The organism is Foetidibacter luteolus (assembly GCF_009650435.1).
GTDB classification, from domain to species: Bacteria; Bacteroidota; Bacteroidia; order Chitinophagales; family Chitinophagaceae; genus Foetidibacter; species Foetidibacter luteolus.
Genome location: NZ_VVIP01000094.1, coordinates 71,914 through 87,404 on the forward strand (window position 1 = coordinate 71,914; position 15,491 = coordinate 87,404).

Sequence of the window (15,491 nt, forward strand, 5' to 3'; positions counted from 1 at the left end):
TGGCTTAAATATACATCAGTTGTTTAAGCCATTTTACCTGCACCCGCCACCTGTCTGCATCGCATACCAATTCATTACGTTGTGCAAGCCGCCAATCGTTTTGTAGCTGTTCTTTATTTTGTTGGTAAATAAGCTTGTTTAGGGCAACAAACGTCATGGCAAACAACATCTGCGGCCGCCGCATGTATCGTTTTACCTGTTGCCGGGGTAAGCATAACGAGCAATGTTGGGCTTGTTGCAGCAATGCATCGTACTGTTGTTTGTAGTAGGTCTTTAAATCCCGCAGGTCGCTGTAATTGTGTACCAGCGTGTAAATGTTCTTTTCCTTGTCTTTGTGGGCGTCAAATATATCGTTGCTCAACTGCAGCAGGGCGCCCGTGTTGTAAACCAGTTCCTGTATTTGCCTGTTAATCGGCGCTTTAATAGCGGAGTAATAAAACAGGAGGGATGAGCCACCTTTTTGCCTGGCCAGCACCTGGTTGGTGTGCAGGCTAATACCGGGGCTTTCCTGCAGTTGCGAGCCCGCCTGTGCAGCAAACACCTGGGTGGAGATTTCCTGGAAAAAAGCTACATCCGGCACGGTACTTATTATTTCGCGGCCAAAATGCAAAAATGCATGCTGCATCAAAGTATCTGGAACGGCATTAAAAGGGTCACTCATCAGTTGCTTTATCCTTTCTTCACTTAGCTGCTCCACGTCAAAAAAATCGTCAAAGAAAGGCGTTATCACACCCAGCAGGGTAAGCAATCTTTTTTCGTGGGCAGATAGCTGCCGCCCATGCAGCCGGGCAAAACTGTTGCCGATAACAACAGGAACATAAAGGGCGTAGTAGTTAAAAACTTTGTGTTTCAGGTAATGGTCAAGACTGGTGCCCCAGCTTTTTTCAAGCTGCTCAATTTCAGGAAGGATATTTTGATGAAAATAGTGTTGCTGTTCTTGCCGCTCTTTTTTAAACGACCGTATTTCCGGATACAACATTAAAATATTCATACTTGGCAATCGTGGCTTTAAGCAAAAAAGGATAAATGAAAGTAAGTTATTTGATTGAAAATTATGCTGTTGCGGCTACTACAATTTTAGTGATGCCTGTCAACGGTATTTGCTTAGCTTTTTAATGCATTTCAACAGTTGCAGGCGGGTGGGCCAGCGCTCCATGTCAATAACAAGTTCTTTCCTGGTGGCTTCTTTCCATGGTACCGGTTTGCCTCTTTTTTGCTCAATAAGCCTAAACTGGTTAAACGCAACCAGCGCATACCCATGAAAGCAGGCAAAGCGGTTAATTAACCGGTCTTTATTTTTTGTGCTGGCATTTGTTTGCATAATAAGGGCAACCAGCTTTCTCCATTCAGCCAAAAAAAATGTTTCTGCCTCATCAATACTCTTCGTACGTTGTATATAGGTTTGCACCCCTGCCGGAACATCTTTGTACACATCGTACGAGTCGTTTACCAATTGCCCCAGGTAGCCGGAGTAATGGATAACCGCTTTTTCGGCCTCTGTCCAATCTTCATCCATCAGGCTGGCGAACATTAAAGAGGTGTTGCCGTTTTTCTCGCGGGAAATTTCAATAATTCTTCCTGTAGATATTCCCGGGCTCAGTTGCTGTAAAGAAGCAGCCTGCCATTCTATGGCTGTTCTTAATTGTTGTTCATATGCCGCGGATGGTGGGTTTTGCCGGTGCAGTTCTTCATTCAGCCGTAGTATCATATTGGTTTTGGGCGAAATGGGCAGGTTGTCAAGCTTTAAATCCAGCAATTGCAAAAGCTGGTCAGCGTTCCAGTTTTCTTCGTCAATCAGGTCGTCGCACAGGCTCGACATAGCGCTCACCACCGTAAGCCGCCAGTTTTCCTGTGGTGTAATACTGCGGTTTTTAAGCAAAGCAAAGTTGTCAGCGCCGCCAAGCACCGTAAAGCAAGGGTAATAAATCAGTACTTTTTTTCTGTCTGCCTTGTTTAGCCGGTAACCCAGCTCTGTTTCATAGCTGTTGATGAATGGTTCCAGGTGCTGCGCTATAAATTTCTTCTGCCGCTGCAGGGCGGTATAATATTCAAAAAAGTAGCCAGCAAGCTGCAGGTAGTTCATAAGGGTCAAATATCAAATTTGCGTCGGCAAATTCCAAATCAGTTACTTATAGTGTGTTCTCTGGCACATGCCTTAACTCCTTATATTTGCAGCCCTGTTTGTCGGTTAGGTTAAAGAGGTTCAAAAATGGGCGTGAATTAAGGTTTTTTAAGCTGGAAGAATTTAGGGGGTGCCCCCAAGCTATCGCAAGGGGTCGGGCTTTCCGCTCATACTCCGGCACAAGGCCAAAGCACAGAGGCTTCACCGGGGTATCCGCTTCAATCCCTCACCCTAAGGTGACACCTGCTCATTCTTTACAGCCAGGTTGTAGTGGGTAATAATCAGGTGAATGGCCAGGCAGGAAATTATACATCATTAACAACACAGTACATGTTTAATAATCTTACTGAGCGCCTGGAATCGGCGTTTAAAAACTTAAAAGGCGAGGCCCGGATTACCGATCTCAATATCGCCAACACCCTTAAAGATATCCGTCGTGCACTAATTGATGCCGACGTAAACTATAAAATTGCCAAAGAGTTTACTGACAAGGTGAAGGACAAGGCATTGGGCGAAAAAGTGATTAATGCCATTAGCCCCGGACAGTTGATGGTAAAAATTGTACAGGATGAATTGGCCGAACTGATGGGTGGCGAGGAAGCCGATTTTAATATAACAGGCAACCCGGCTGTAATTCTTATTGCTGGTTTGCAGGGTAGTGGTAAAACCACTTTTAGTGGTAAGCTGGCTAATTTCCTTAAAACTAAGAAAGGAAAATCACCCCTGTTGGTGGCAGCCGATATCTACCGTCCGGCGGCTATTGACCAGTTAACCGTTTTGGCCGGGCAGATTGGCGTGGATATTTACAGCGACCGGGAAAATAAAGATGCCGTTTCTATTGCACAGGCTGCAATAAAGGAGGCTAAAAGCAAAAACAAGAATGTTGTAATTATAGATACGGCCGGCCGCCTTGCCATTGACGAAGTGATGATGACGGAGGTAGCCAATATTAAAGCAGCGGTTAACCCAACTGAGATATTGTTCGTGGTGGATTCCATGACAGGCCAGGATGCGGTTAATACGGCCAAGGCATTTAACGACCGTCTTGATTTTACCGGCGTTGTGCTTACCAAGCTGGATGGCGATACAAGGGGCGGCGCCGCTCTATCCATTAAATACACTGTGGATAAGCCCATTAAGTTTGCCAGCAGTGGCGAAAAAATGGAAACGCTGGATGTGTTTTATCCGGATCGTATGGCGCAGCGTATCCTGGGCATGGGCGATATAGCATCTTTGGTGGAGAAAGCCCAGGAGCAGTTTGATGAAGAGCAGGCTAAAAAGCTGGAGAAAAAAATCCGCCGCAACCAGTTTGACTTCCAGGACTTTTTAGACCAGTTGCAGCAAATAAAAAGAATGGGCAACCTGAAAGACCTGATGGGCATGATACCGGGTGTGGGCAAAGCTATAAAGGATGTTGACATTAGCGACGATGCCTTTAAAGGGGTTGAAGCCATTATACATTCCATGACGCCCCAGGAAAGGGCCAATCCAGACTTAATTGACCAGAAACGAAAACTGCGCATAGCCAAAGGCAGCGGCAAAGACATTTCCGACGTTAATGCTTTCATGAAGCAGTTTGAGCAAATGCGCCAGATGATGAAGATGATGAATAAGATGCCGATGGGTATGCCGGGCATGGGTAAAATGCCGGGTATGAGAAGGTAAGGCAGGCAGACGCGGAAAGCAGGAATAGCAGTTTACTGTTCAATGTTATACAGGGGTCGCTTTAGGGGAGGGAATTTGTTTAGCCTAAAAATAAATGGCCTGCATTTTTCAACGCAGGCCATTTATTTTATTTGTATAACTGATTACTATTGCTGGTTGTAGGCTTTTACTAAAAACACACAATCAGCTACTTCTTTAATTTGTTTAGAACGCTCAACACCTTTAAGTGAAGCCCCGCCGGAAGGCATTTTTATTTTGGCCAGCGAACTGTCAGACTTTTTCAGTTCTTCAATCATTTTGTAAATGCCTTTGGCCTTTACCGCAAAAACAACGCCTTCTGCACTGGTTTGGCGTGTGCTGAGCACACCTACAATTTCCCCGTTTTTGTTAAAGATAGGGCCACCGGAGTTGCCGGGGTTAGCTGTAAGAGAAAGCTGGTAGCTGGATGTGTCGCCATTAAAACCGCTCTCTGCACTCAGATAACCCATGTTATAAACTATCTCATCACGTGGATAACCTAACGTGTAAAGCTCTTCGCCCAAATCAACATCACTCTTTTTAATAGCGTAAGGTAAACTGTTGAAAGATTTATAGGTATTATCGTCTATTTTAAGGATAGCGAGATCCCTCGTTTGATCTATATTAATGATCTTGGCGAAAAATTCCTGGCCTTTATTGTTAACCACAATAGCCCCAGATCCTTTTAATACGTGTGCATTGGTAACCAGGTAGCCTTTGCCATCTATAAGAAATGCTGTACCACTGCTGATAACTGTTACATCTTTTGGCAGGACTGCACCTGAATTTAATTCATTTATTTTGGAACCTTGCGCCTGTTGCACTTTACGTAACTGGTTGATGGCGCCATTTAACTGCTGTATCTGCGTTTTATTTACAGTAGGAGAGAGTGCTGCAACCAAAACACTAATGGTAAGGGCAGTAAAACCTGCTATGGAAGCTGCAATAGCGGTAACCTTTTTATAACGGTGGAACAACTGTATTACTTTACCTTTTGCGCTAACCTCGCCACCTTCATTTATATCACCTCTTTCCAGCAGCCTTGCATGGCTTTCGTGCAGGGCGTGTTTCAGGTTACGGTGTTCAGAATAGGTGCCCATCTGTTGCAGGAACAATTTGTGTTCTACCACCATCTGGTCTATTTCCGGTGTGTTTTTGCGAAGCTGTTCGAAGTATGCTTTCTCTTCAGGAAGCATTGCGCCGCTCAGGTAACGTTCTACGGCATCTAAAAGTAAAATATCTTCCATCACTACTCTCCAATATTATATTGAGCAAAAAATAACTTTTTCAAACGCATAAGGCACTTGTACTTCTGGTTTTTGGCGTTATCCGCGTTGGTATAGCCAAAATCCGTGGCAATATCCCCCATTCCTTTTTTGCGGATGTAATAGGCTTCCAAAAGACTTTTACAGGGTTCCCCCAGGCTGTTAAGTGCCCTGTCCATAATAGCGAATTCGGCATTTCGTTTCTCGTGTATTTCCATATCTTCCTCTACAGCCACTGTTTCCTCAATATCCTCACCATGTATGGTAAACCGCCCCATTTGTTGCAGGCGTTTCAGCCATAACCTTCTGCAAACTGAATACAGGTAGGTTTTAATCTGGCAGGTAAGCACAAACGATTCGCTTTTAGCCTTTTCATAGAGCGTTATCATAGCTTCCTGGAATATATCCCTTGCATCGTCATAGGTACCATTATTATTCAGGATTAAAGCCTGTATAACAGAAAAGTTTTCTTTGTAAATAGTATCTATGGCTTTTCCGTCGTTATTGGCCAATCCTTTCAGTAGTAATTGTTCGTTGCTGTCTGCTTTCACCTGGAAACTACTTTTTAATACAGTTGGGGGATAAAAGTAACCCAAATTAGAGGCAAAAAACTTTTTAAAAAAAATTTCGGTTACCCAGGTTACCTTTCTTTAAATGCGGTATTAACTACAAAATTCACTTACAAAAAATCTAAACAATGAAAAAATTATTGCTCGTTTTAGCTGTTGCAGCTTTTGCATCTTGCGGTGGTGGCGAATCTACAGAAACTGCTACTGATTCTACAGTTACACCCGTTGACACAACTCCAGCTCCTGTTACAGTTGATACAACTGCTGTAAAAGACAGCACAGTTGCTGACACAACTAAGAAATAATTAATGAAAACTACAGTGCGTTAGTTTTTTGACGTGGCAGCTTGCGCCAGAAATGTAGTTTAACTCTTTTCATATGGCAAGCAATCGTTAGAGGCCGTCCTTAGTCTTAAGGAGGGCTTTCTTTTTTAGAGCAAGACTTGCCTGTGTATTACTTCATGCCGCCCAGTTCCATAATTATTTGATATTCTTCGTCTGTTACTGGTTGTACAGATAACCTTCCCAACCGTACCAGCGCCATGTTGGCCAGGCGTTTATCGGCTTTTACCTGTTCCAGGCTTACCGGCTTTTTTATTTTTTTGTATGGCTTCAGGTCAACCACTACCCAGGCATCTTCTTCTGTGGTGGGGTCCTGGTAATGTTCTTTGGCTACTTTGGCTATGCCCACAATTTCCAGGCCTTCGTTGCTGTGATAAAACAAAACTTCATCCCCTTTTTTCATTGCTTTCAGGTTGTTACGGGCAGCGTAATTGCGAACGCCATCCCAAAAAGTTTGTTTGTCTTTTTCAAACTGCTGCCAACTGTATTTAAAAGGTTCTGATTTTACCAGCCAGTATGCCATAAAGTGTATTTGTTGTTTGTGTAATAATTGGGGTATGTAAAAATAAGGGAAATGAAAAAACAGTGTGGATGTGGTTTGCCAGGGTTTTCAATGATAACCGCCGGAGGCGGTTAAAACTAATACCCGCGTAAAAGATGCCATGAAAAACAGAACGTACAAGTGAGTGACACAACGAAGATGCCACAGGGGGTCAAAAAGCCCGTCCCCATAAATTATTTATAAAAAACCAGGCGGCTATATAGCCGCCTGGTTTACAGAAATTAATATCAGTTTATTATTTATACAGCAGTTCATAATACTCGTGGGCCATGCGGTTGCTTTCAAACTGAAAGCGTACATCTCTCATGCCGTTTTTGGTAACCTGGCGCCAGGTATCGTAGTTGTCGTAGTACAAAGGCAAAATTTGATCTTCCAGTATTTCGTAAAGCTTGTTTAAATCGTATTCATCCTGTTCCTGTGTGTTCATGCGGGCATAATCAGCTTTGGGAACAACAAAGCCATTGTAACCGTGGTTAATGAACTCTGGTATCCAGCCATCATCGGTAGAAAAGTTGACCGCACCGTTCATGGCCGCAGTCATGCCGCTGGTGCCGCTGGCTTCACGGGGAACTCGGGGGTTATTAAGCCAGATGTCGGCAGATTGTTTAAGGCGCTTGCTCAACGCCAGTTCGTAGCCTATAAGTACCGCTACATTTTTATAATTCTTGCTGATGTGTACCAGGTGGTTAAATTGAGAAATTGCCGGGTAATCCACCGGGTAAGGCTTGCCGGCCCAAATAATTTGTACCGGGTATTTGGCATTGCTGGTAAGCTTGTTAAAGCGTTGCAGGGTTTGGGTAAGAAAATCTGCCCGTTTGTAACCCGCAAAGCGGCGTGCCCAAACTATGGTAAGCACATTAGGGTCAAAAACTTTACCGGTTTGATCGGCAACAATTTCGAAAGCCCTTTTCTTCAAATATTTTTTGCGGTCGTCAAAAGCCCAGTCATTGCCTTCTTCTATTGATTTGTACAGTTGCTTATCGGCCCAGTAACGCCAGTTTTGCGCATTGGTTATGGCAATGATTGGGCATACTCCTTCATACTTGCCCCACATTTCCCGTGATACATGCCCATGCAACTGAGATACGCCATTCGCCAGCCTTGCAAAGCGCAAAGCCACCAGTGAGTGGTTAAACTGGTCATCGTGCAACCCGGTTAGCTTTCTAACCTCATCAATGCTAAGACCGCAGAAATAGCTCATTTTATGGCACAGGTAGATATCATGTTTTTCATTGCCCGCTTCTTCCGGCGTATGTGTAGTAAACACCAGGTGGCTGCGTAATGTATCTACACTTTTGAACTTGTTAAGCAGGTAAAACGCAGCGGATATGCCATGAGCCTCGTTAAGGTGATAAAGGTCTGGGTTATAATTCAGTTCATCTATCAATTTAGCGCCACCCACACCCAGCAGTATAAACTGGGCAACTTTGGTAGCCACATTGGCATCGTACAACCTGTGGGTAATGGTTTGAGAAACATAATCATTCTCAGGCAAATCTGTGCTCAACAAAAACAGCGGGGCGCTTTTGAAGGTTTCCGGGTTAAGGTAGTATGCTTTAACCCATACAGGGTGATCGTGAATAAGAATCTGAAACTTTATGCCGGTATCTTCCAAAAAGCTGCAGTGCTTTTCCATCCAGGTTACCTGCAGGGTTTGGTCCTGGTTACGGGCCTGGTCGTAATAACCGTATTTCCATAAGATGCCTATGCCGATTAAATTCTGTTGCAATTCGTAAGCGCTGCGCATGTGAGAGCCTGATAAAAAGCCTAAACCGCCACTGTAAATTTTTAGGGGCTGGTGTACCGCAAACTCCATAGAGAAGTAAGCAACTTTTTTTGAATAGCGTTCATTAATCGGGTAGGGTACCTGGAAATTTCTAAAGTTCATAATCATTGGTTTGTTTAACGGAAAAAAGCAAGCAACGTTGCGGACGGGGCATGGCAATACAGGCAAAGGTTACGGCAATATTTACAGAAATATATTGTGTGTACTTTTTGTTGCTTGCCAAAACCCTTTCGATTCGCAATCGAAGCAGGTAAATTATTGAGGAACAATGATACAATTTATTATGTAAACCAACGGCCTTCAAATAATTCTGGCGCAAGATACTTTTTAATTGCTGAAATGAATTTTTAACATATTAAAATTCATATAAAGAAGCAGCTATGTATAAGTGTGTTTAACGAATGGGAAGATATTACAGTCAAATGTTATTCAGCCGCTTTACCAGCCAACGCGGCTACAGCATCCCTGTAGCCATCGCCAACAGGCAATTCAAGCGTATTGATGAATACACTGTTTTTTCTGATAGCAGTAATGTATTCTTTGGAGACGATATAAGACTTTTGGATGCGTATAAACATGCTGCCGGGCAACTGCTCTTCCATAGCTTTCATGCTCATGCGGGCCACAATAGGTTTGGTGGTGCTGTTTAAGTGAATCTTGATATAATCTTTCAACCCTTCAATCCATATAATGTCTGCGAAAACCACTTTCAGCATGCTGTAATCTACGTTAATAAAAAAGTAAGCCGGCGGCGCAGATGCCAGCATTGTTGCAGAATTGCTTTTTTCTTTTAACTGGTACAGTTCCAGGGCTTTGTTGGCTGCTTTAAAAAAACGTTCCAGCGCTACAGGTTTTACCAGGTAATCAACCACATCCAGGTTATATCCTTCCAACGCGTATTTTTCATAAGCTGTAATAAGAATAAACATAGGCTTAACGCTTAAGCTCTGTATAAACTGCAAACCGGTAAGCCCGGGCATTTGTATATCCAGGAATACCAGGTCAACAGGTTGTTCCTGCATTACTTTAATTGCCTCCAGCGGGTTGCCGCAAGCGGCCACAAGCTGCAAAAAGGGTAGCTTGCTTATGTTATCCACCAGTAATTCAAGCGCCAGTTCTTCATCGTCTATGGCAATACAACGTAGCATTAATGAAGATTTATATTAAGTGAAATGGTAAACCAGCCATCCTGTTTAGTAATTTGAATGTTATGGTTTTTACCATACAATAAATTTAAACGTCTTTTTACGTTGGCAAGGCCAATGCCCGATGTTTTGTCTTTTGGCTCATCAACAAATTCACTGTATTTATTCTTTACAAAAAAATGCAGCAATCCCTCTTTCGCTGTAAGCTCTATGTGTATACTGGCATTTTCTATTAGCCCGGTTCCATGTTTAAAGGCATTTTCTACAAAAGGAATCAGCAACATGGGCTCTATTTCATAATTCCTGTCAATATCGTTCATACAGGTATGTATGGCTACTTTTTTGCCAAACCGTTGCTGCTGAAGGTCAATATAGCTTTGCAGGTATTCGGTTTCCTTTTCCAGCAGTACTTTTTGTTCATCTGTTTCGTACAGCATATACCGCATTAGCGATGACAGCTTAATAAGCGATGGTTCCAGCTTTTCGGGATACTTCCTGGATAGCGCTACCATGTTATTGAGTACATTGAACATAAAATGCGGGCTAACCTGGGAGCGTAAAAATGAAAGCTCTGTTTTAAGGTTTTCGTTTTCCCTTTCGTTGGCCAGCTTATCAGCAATAATGCGTTCCCTTATCATTTGGTAAGCAGTGCTGCAGGCAAGGATAAAAATAAACGGAAAAAAGTTAAACAGCACCGCGTTTCTAAACCGGTAAGTTTCACTGGTTAAGAGCAGTTTAAAGCAAATGGCATCTATAACAATAATTACAGGTATAAGTGCTATTAACACAAAAACGTAGCGCCAGTATTTTTTGCTGTTAATGAATTTGGGGATAAGCACAAAGGCGTTAAAGTAAAACAGGCATACCCAGGTAACAATGTGCGTAAAATAAAGGTATGTGTGCTGGTCTTCATTTGCCCTTGGCGGTTTACTGTTTTCGTACGAAGGCCTAAGCAGGTACGGCAGCGAAAACAACAGTGCCCAGCACAGTATGTGCAGCATAAGCTGCGCCCATTTTGTATTATACCACTGCTGTTTCATGCTGCCAAAGTAATAACTAAACTTAATACACAGTATATAAACAAAAACACTGCGACATAACAATAAATAGTTGCTACAAAAGCATTGGCAGTTGATTTTTGGGGGTGCCCCTCGTGCCTCGGGTCGGGCTTTCCGCTTATACTCCGGCACAGAGCCCAACACACAAAACCTTCACCGGGGTATCCGCTGCAATCCCTCACCCAGGGTGAAACCTGCTGCTTCTTTTGCAGGCATACAAAAGGTATGGGTACTTTGTTAAACTGAAGTGCGTATTAGAAACTGAGGAGAAGAATTACGCTGTTGCACCGCGTGAGGGATAGAAGCGTAAACCCCGCTGAAGCCTTTGCAGCCCGGCCCGTGGCGGAGTTGTAGCGGATAGCCCGACCCCCTTGCGATAGCTTGGGGGGCACGCCCAAACAAAAATTGCCAACGTTAAACTATAACATTGGCTGTGTATGGAAAATGGGGCAGGCCGCATCCCAAAGTACAAATAATCTTAAATGGCGGTTGCGGCAGGAATTTTTTGTAAAACGTTAATGGCAAAATTCCCTAACTTGCTCAGCCCGCACGTAATATTTTGCAAATGGACAGTAATTATAACCAGCAACGGCGACAGAAGAGTTTAACGAATATGCGCATGCTGTATGATTTGACAATGGGCATACTTATTTTAGGCGTGGGAATTTTGGTATTTTTTGGTGGCAAATGGAATATTGTTGCTATCCAGGAAATGGACCCCCTCATGAAAAACCTGTTTTCGGGTCTTTGTGTGCTGTATGGAGGATTCAGATTGTATAGAAGTTTTAAGCGGGATAACTAATATGGCAGGCAGGAAAGTACATTTTGCTGTTACGGCAATCTTATGGCTGTTGATTGCAGCATGCAGCAGCAATAGGCAAAAGAAACCGGTTTACGATACACCCCAGCAGGGAACCATACATATTAGCGTGGATGAAAGCTTTAAACCTGTTATAAGCGAGCAGATTAAAGTATACGAGTCTTCCAACCCGCAAACGAAGATTGTGGCAGAATATAAATCTGAAGCTGATTGTTTGCGGGATTTGCAACAGGATAGCACCAGGATGGTTATTATAGCCAGGGGGTTAAAAAAGACGGAAGAAGATTTTTATGTTTCCAAACTATCTTATCACCCCAGGTTTGATGTGCTGGCATTCGACGCGGTAACAGTTATAGTGAATTCCAACGGACAGGACAGCGTGTTCACCCTGCAGCAGCTTAAAAATTATCTTAACGGCAAAGATTCTTCTAAAACCATAGTGCTGGATGGCAAAAATGCCACCAGTACCGTAAGGTTTTTACAGGATTCTATACTTAGGGGTGAAAGTTTTGGTAAAACTGTAATGGCAGCCCAGGGCAGCCGGCAAGTGGTTGATTTTGTCGCGAATAACACTAACGCGATAGGTTTTGTGGGGTCGAGCTGGGTGGGCAATGAGCAGGATCCGGAACAGGAAATGTATAAAAATAAAATTCGGATGGCTTTGTTGGAATGTAAATCATGTGAAAAAGATATATTCGCAAAACCTTCACAGGCTACTATAACGTATTCTCAATATCCTTTGGTACGGCCTTTGTATTATGTGCTGAAAGAAAACGCCCTTGGGCTTGGTACCGGATTTATGAATTTTATGAGCCTGGAAAGAGGGCAATTAATTTTTAGAAGAGCCTATCTTGTACCTGCGAAAATGTATTTTGGCGTACGTACAAGCGACATAAAAGAAGAAAACACCGATTAAAAATTCAAGCATTAAAAATCAGAACATGAAGAAAACAGCTTTATCACTTCTGGCCTTTGCATCTGCCGCTGTTACCGCTTCTTCCCAATCCGTAGAAGATGGCGTAAAGCTTCTTTATTATCAAAAGAACACAAGTGCAATAGCCGCCCTTAAAAAGGCAGTTGCTGACAAACCAAAAGATCCGCTTGCTATTTACTGGCTTGGCCAGGCGTACATTGCTAATGATGTAGCAGGTAAAGTTTACCTGGACAGTGCCAAAAGCCTTTACCAGGCTAAGTTAACAGAAGGCGTTAACGATCCCTGGTTATGGATTGGTATGGGCCACGTTGAATTGCTTACGGGTGGAGATTTGAATGCTGCCAAGCAAAAGTTTGAGCAGGCCATTACAACTACCACGCCTACAAAAGGCAAGCATAAAAATGAAGAAAATATTGATGTGCTCAACGCAATAGGCCGCGCCAATGCTGATGGAAGCAGCAAAGAAGGCGATGCACAGTACGGTATTGACAAGCTAAAACGGGCTGTTGAGTTAATGAAGGCCGACGAAAAAACTAAACCAAACCCGGATGTTTACATCAACCTTGGCACATGCTACCTGAAACAGGGCAGCGATAAAGGTGGCGAAGCGGTTGAAGCTTTTCGCGAAGCATTTACTGCAGATCCGGCTAACGCACAGGCAGCCTTTAGAATTGGGCGCATTTACCAGAGCCAGAACAACCTGGAATCTATGAACGAGTGGTACGGCAAAGCCATTGCAGCCGATGCTGCTTTTGCCCCGGTTTACATTGCTTACTTTAACTATTATAAAGAAAGGGATGTAAATGCCGCTAAGGAATACCTTGACAAATATGTTGCCAATGCAGACCAGGATTGCGAAACAGATTTCTTTGTGGCAGATTATCTCTTCCGTGCCGGTAAGTACCAGGAATCCCTGCAACGCGGCCAGGCAATGGAAGCAGGTCCTTGTAAAGATTTTCCTAAGGTGCAGGCATTATACGCTTTCAACTATCTTAGGTTGAACGACTCTGTTAAGGCAAAAGCAGCTATCGAAAAATATTTTACTGTCGCAGATCCCGCCTTGATTGAGCCAGAACAATATGTATTAGGTGGATCCGTTTTGAAAAAATTCCCGGGTTCTGAAGATGCAGCGGCAAGCTACTTCAAAAAGGCGCAAGAGCTTGATACCGCCTTAGTTAACAGGATAAAATACCAGGATTCTATTGTATCTGTTTATAGAAAGACCAAAGATTCTATTAAGATACTTGATGCTGTATATACTGGTTTTAAAATGACCCCTTCTCCTACAAATAGGGACATATTTGATTTGGGCGATGCCGCGTTAAAAGCAAAAAAATTAGACTTGTCAGATAGTGCTTACACTCTGTATATTGAAAAGTATCCTGACCAACCTTATGGTTATATTGGCCGTGTTAAGGTGGCACAGGCCAGGGATACTACTGGCGCTGCTGCAATTGGTCCAATGAATAATTATATAAGTTTTTTGATGAAGGACACTGTTAAAAATGGTTCTACCATTGGATACTACTACGCATTAATGGGCGGATACTATGCTAACTATGCAAGCAATCTGGATAGCTCAATACTTATGTTTGAGAAAGCTGTTCAATATGATCCGGCAAACTCTCAATATCCGGCTTTCCTAAAGCAATTGACTGATGCCAGGGATAAGGCTAACAGACCCAGGACACAGCCTGCTGCCAAGCCTAAAAAGGCCGCTTCAGGTAAAAAATAAATATGCCTAATGCAACAAAAAGCTCCGCCTTATGGCGGAGTTTTTTTGTTTGAAGGCGGTCTGAATTATTACTATTATGCTTTTGTTGTGTCACTCACTTGTACGCCTTGTTCGCTACGCAGCAATGTGCAGCATGCTTATTTTTTCTGTAGCTTGGTTAGGGGAGAGCGGAGCAAGAGGTAAATTTTAAAAGCATTCTTTTCTTTTTAATTGCGCCCCCTTACTTTTGTTGCCATAAATACAACAACATGCAATTGCTAAACATACTGCTCGATATAGCAAAAACAGATTCTGCGGAGGGCTATTTTCCTATAGGCTTGCAGTTATTGTTTGCGGCCGGTTTTGTAGCAACTATGATGGTAGCTACACACCTGTTAGGCCCCAAAAGAAAAACCGCGGATAAGCTGGAAAACTTTGCCAGTGGCATACCCACACATGGAGACGCCAGGACACCCATGGCTATTAAGTATTTTTTGGTTGCTATCCTATTTGTATTGTTTGATGTAGAAGTTATTTTCTTTTACCCCTACGCAGTAAACTTTAGGGAGTTGGGCTGGACGGGTTTTTGGGAAGTGTTGCTTTTTGTAGGGTTTTTCCTGGTTGGTTTTATCTACATAATAAAGAAAGGCGCCCTTAAATGGGAAGATTAAATAATATGATGGAAAAGCAGGATGAGCGTCCTGCTTTTTTGTTACAGGTGAACATAGAATGATACATATTTTTCCGTAAAATATTTTCCTAACTTATGTTTATTGAATGAAATGTTTTCGGTTTAATTGAGTGTGGTGACTTATTTTTGTCACATAATTGTAAATGTTATAATTGCCCCGGCATAAAACATACTGTTATTACAGGTGTTTTATTATAAAACAATTGATTATGTCACGTCCTGTAAGATTCAATATACATCCAAAGCAACCTGATATACACGACAACATAGCCCTGGCAGAAATGCCGGAGGGTGTGCAGGGAGAAGGATATTTTGCCACCGGTCTTGAAAGGGCTCTTACGCTGGCACGGAAAAATTCCTTATGGCCCCTGCCTTTTGCTACGTCCTGTTGCGGTATTGAATTTATGGCTACGATGGGCTCGCATTATGATTTATCAAGGTTTGGTTCTGAGCGTTTAGGTTTTACACCCAGGCAGTGCGATTTGCTGATGGTAATGGGTACAATAGCTAAAAAAATGGCGCCCGTGTTAAGGCAGGTTTACCTGCAGATGGCAGAACCAAGGTGGGTAATGGCAGTTGGCGCCTGCGCTTCTTCAGGCGGTATTTTTGATACTTATTCAGTTTTACAGGGTATTGACCAGGTGATACCGGTGGATGTTTATGTACCAGGTTGCCCTCCACGCCCCGAAGCCATACTGGATGGTTTTATGCGGATACAGGAACTGGTGCACAATGAAAGCCTGCGCCGTAGGAACAGTGAGCATTATAAGGCGCTTCTTGGAAGTTACGGCATACAGTAGC

General features: G+C 43.1%; 15 protein-coding genes. 7 read left to right on the plus strand and 8 right to left on the minus strand.

Features of this window, described 5'->3' with window-relative positions:
- Positions 1 to 4 precede the first annotated feature (4 nt).
- Together F0364_RS27970 and F0364_RS27975 are read right to left on the minus strand one after the other, a co-directional pair.
- Positions 5 to 991 (minus strand): hypothetical protein, encoded by a 987-nt coding sequence (locus F0364_RS27970; protein WP_153801126.1) that lies wholly within the window; start codon positions 989 to 991, stop codon positions 5 to 7.
- A 99-nt stretch (positions 992 to 1,090) separates the two neighbouring features.
- On the minus strand, positions 1,091 to 2,083 hold the full coding sequence (locus F0364_RS27975; protein ID WP_153801127.1) for a hypothetical protein: 993 nt from the start codon (positions 2,081 to 2,083) through the stop codon (positions 1,091 to 1,093).
- 369 nt (positions 2,084 to 2,452) lie between these two features.
- Here F0364_RS27975 and ffh point away from each other — a divergent pair, with 369 nt between their 5' ends.
- The gene (gene ffh / locus F0364_RS27980; protein ID WP_153801128.1) at positions 2,453 to 3,787 is read left to right on the plus strand and encodes a signal recognition particle protein; all 1,335 of its coding nucleotides are present in this window, start codon (positions 2,453 to 2,455) and stop codon (positions 3,785 to 3,787) included.
- A 146-nt stretch (positions 3,788 to 3,933) separates the two neighbouring features.
- Here ffh and F0364_RS27985 read toward each other — a convergent pair whose 3' ends face one another.
- Together F0364_RS27985 and F0364_RS27990 are read right to left on the minus strand one after the other, a co-directional pair.
- Positions 3,934 to 5,052, minus strand: a complete 1,119-nt coding sequence (locus F0364_RS27985; protein WP_207632921.1) for a S1C family serine protease — start codon at positions 5,050 to 5,052, stop codon at positions 3,934 to 3,936.
- 2 nt (positions 5,053 to 5,054) lie between these two features.
- Entirely contained in the window at positions 5,055 to 5,621 is a 567-nt protein-coding gene (locus F0364_RS27990) for an RNA polymerase sigma factor (protein ID WP_153801130.1), read from the minus strand.
- Between the two features lie 146 nt (positions 5,622 to 5,767).
- On the opposite strand from F0364_RS27990, the gene F0364_RS27995 reads away from it, so the two are divergent.
- Positions 5,768 to 5,944: a hypothetical protein gene (locus F0364_RS27995; RefSeq protein ID WP_153801131.1), complete on the plus strand. Its 177-nt coding sequence runs from the start codon at positions 5,768 to 5,770 to the stop codon at positions 5,942 to 5,944.
- A gap of 148 nt (positions 5,945 to 6,092) precedes the next feature.
- Here F0364_RS27995 and F0364_RS28000 read toward each other — a convergent pair whose 3' ends face one another.
- From F0364_RS28000 to F0364_RS28015, 4 genes are all read right to left on the minus strand, one after another.
- The gene (locus F0364_RS28000) at positions 6,093 to 6,503 is read right to left on the minus strand and encodes an EVE domain-containing protein (protein ID WP_153801132.1); all 411 of its coding nucleotides are present in this window, start codon (positions 6,501 to 6,503) and stop codon (positions 6,093 to 6,095) included.
- A 274-nt stretch (positions 6,504 to 6,777) separates the two neighbouring features.
- A complete protein-coding gene (glgP, locus tag F0364_RS28005) occupies positions 6,778 to 8,430 on the minus strand; it encodes an alpha-glucan family phosphorylase (protein WP_153801133.1) in 1,653 nt (550 codons plus the stop codon).
- Positions 8,431 to 8,753: 323 nt separating this feature from the next.
- Entirely contained in the window at positions 8,754 to 9,476 is a 723-nt protein-coding gene (locus F0364_RS28010) for a LytR/AlgR family response regulator transcription factor (RefSeq protein ID WP_153801134.1), read from the minus strand.
- Positions 9,476 to 10,513 (minus strand): sensor histidine kinase, encoded by a 1,038-nt coding sequence (locus F0364_RS28015; protein WP_153801135.1) that lies wholly within the window; start codon positions 10,511 to 10,513, stop codon positions 9,476 to 9,478. Before F0364_RS28015 ends, F0364_RS28010 begins: the two co-directional genes overlap by 1 nt.
- A 583-nt stretch (positions 10,514 to 11,096) precedes the next feature.
- On the opposite strand from F0364_RS28015, the gene F0364_RS29115 reads away from it, so the two are divergent.
- From F0364_RS29115 to F0364_RS28035, 5 genes are all read left to right on the plus strand, one after another.
- Entirely contained in the window at positions 11,097 to 11,333 is a 237-nt protein-coding gene (locus F0364_RS29115) for a hypothetical protein (protein ID WP_207632922.1), read from the plus strand.
- Between the two features lies 1 nt (position 11,334).
- Entirely contained in the window at positions 11,335 to 12,267 is a 933-nt protein-coding gene (locus F0364_RS28020; RefSeq protein WP_207632923.1) for a PstS family phosphate ABC transporter substrate-binding protein, read from the plus strand.
- A 25-nt stretch (positions 12,268 to 12,292) separates the two neighbouring features.
- Positions 12,293 to 14,020 carry a tetratricopeptide repeat protein gene (locus F0364_RS28025; RefSeq protein WP_153801137.1) on the plus strand — a complete coding sequence of 576 codons (1,728 nt, stop codon included), beginning with the start codon at positions 12,293 to 12,295 and terminating at the stop codon, positions 14,018 to 14,020.
- A gap of 248 nt (positions 14,021 to 14,268) precedes the next feature.
- Positions 14,269 to 14,670 (plus strand): NADH-quinone oxidoreductase subunit A, encoded by a 402-nt coding sequence (locus F0364_RS28030; protein ID WP_153801138.1) that lies wholly within the window; start codon positions 14,269 to 14,271, stop codon positions 14,668 to 14,670.
- 229 nt (positions 14,671 to 14,899) lie between these two features.
- Positions 14,900 to 15,490 (plus strand): NADH-quinone oxidoreductase subunit B, encoded by a 591-nt coding sequence (locus tag F0364_RS28035; protein WP_153801139.1) that lies wholly within the window; start codon positions 14,900 to 14,902, stop codon positions 15,488 to 15,490.
- Position 15,491: the final 1 nt, after the last annotated feature.

Bases quoted from the DNA above. Each gene is read 5' to 3' on its own strand.
- ffh (WP_153801128.1), top strand. From the start codon at position 2,453: ATGTTTAATAATCTTACTGAGCGCCTGGAATCGGCGTTTAAAAACTTA.
- F0364_RS28025 (WP_153801137.1), top strand. From the start codon at position 12,293: ATGAAGAAAACAGCTTTATCACTTCTGGCCTTTGCATCTGCCGCTGTT.
- F0364_RS27970 (WP_153801126.1), bottom strand. From the start codon at position 991: ATGAATATTTTAATGTTGTATCCGGAAATACGGTCGTTTAAAAAAGAG.
- F0364_RS28015 (WP_153801135.1), bottom strand. From the start codon at position 10,513: ATGAAACAGCAGTGGTATAATACAAAATGGGCGCAGCTTATGCTGCAC.
- F0364_RS28030 (WP_153801138.1), top strand. From the start codon at position 14,269: ATGCAATTGCTAAACATACTGCTCGATATAGCAAAAACAGATTCTGCG.
- F0364_RS29115 (WP_207632922.1), top strand. From the start codon at position 11,097: ATGGACAGTAATTATAACCAGCAACGGCGACAGAAGAGTTTAACGAAT.
- F0364_RS28020 (WP_207632923.1), top strand. From the start codon at position 11,335: ATGGCAGGCAGGAAAGTACATTTTGCTGTTACGGCAATCTTATGGCTG.
- glgP (WP_153801133.1), bottom strand. From the start codon at position 8,430: ATGAACTTTAGAAATTTCCAGGTACCCTACCCGATTAATGAACGCTAT.
- F0364_RS28010 (WP_153801134.1), bottom strand. From the start codon at position 9,476: ATGCTACGTTGTATTGCCATAGACGATGAAGAACTGGCGCTTGAATTA.
- F0364_RS28000 (WP_153801132.1), bottom strand. From the start codon at position 6,503: ATGGCATACTGGCTGGTAAAATCAGAACCTTTTAAATACAGTTGGCAG.
- F0364_RS28035 (WP_153801139.1), top strand. From the start codon at position 14,900: ATGTCACGTCCTGTAAGATTCAATATACATCCAAAGCAACCTGATATA.
- F0364_RS27985 (WP_207632921.1), bottom strand. From the start codon at position 5,052: ATGGAAGATATTTTACTTTTAGATGCCGTAGAACGTTACCTGAGCGGC.
- F0364_RS27975 (WP_153801127.1), bottom strand. From the start codon at position 2,083: ATGAACTACCTGCAGCTTGCTGGCTACTTTTTTGAATATTATACCGCC.
- F0364_RS27995 (WP_153801131.1), top strand. From the start codon at position 5,768: ATGAAAAAATTATTGCTCGTTTTAGCTGTTGCAGCTTTTGCATCTTGC.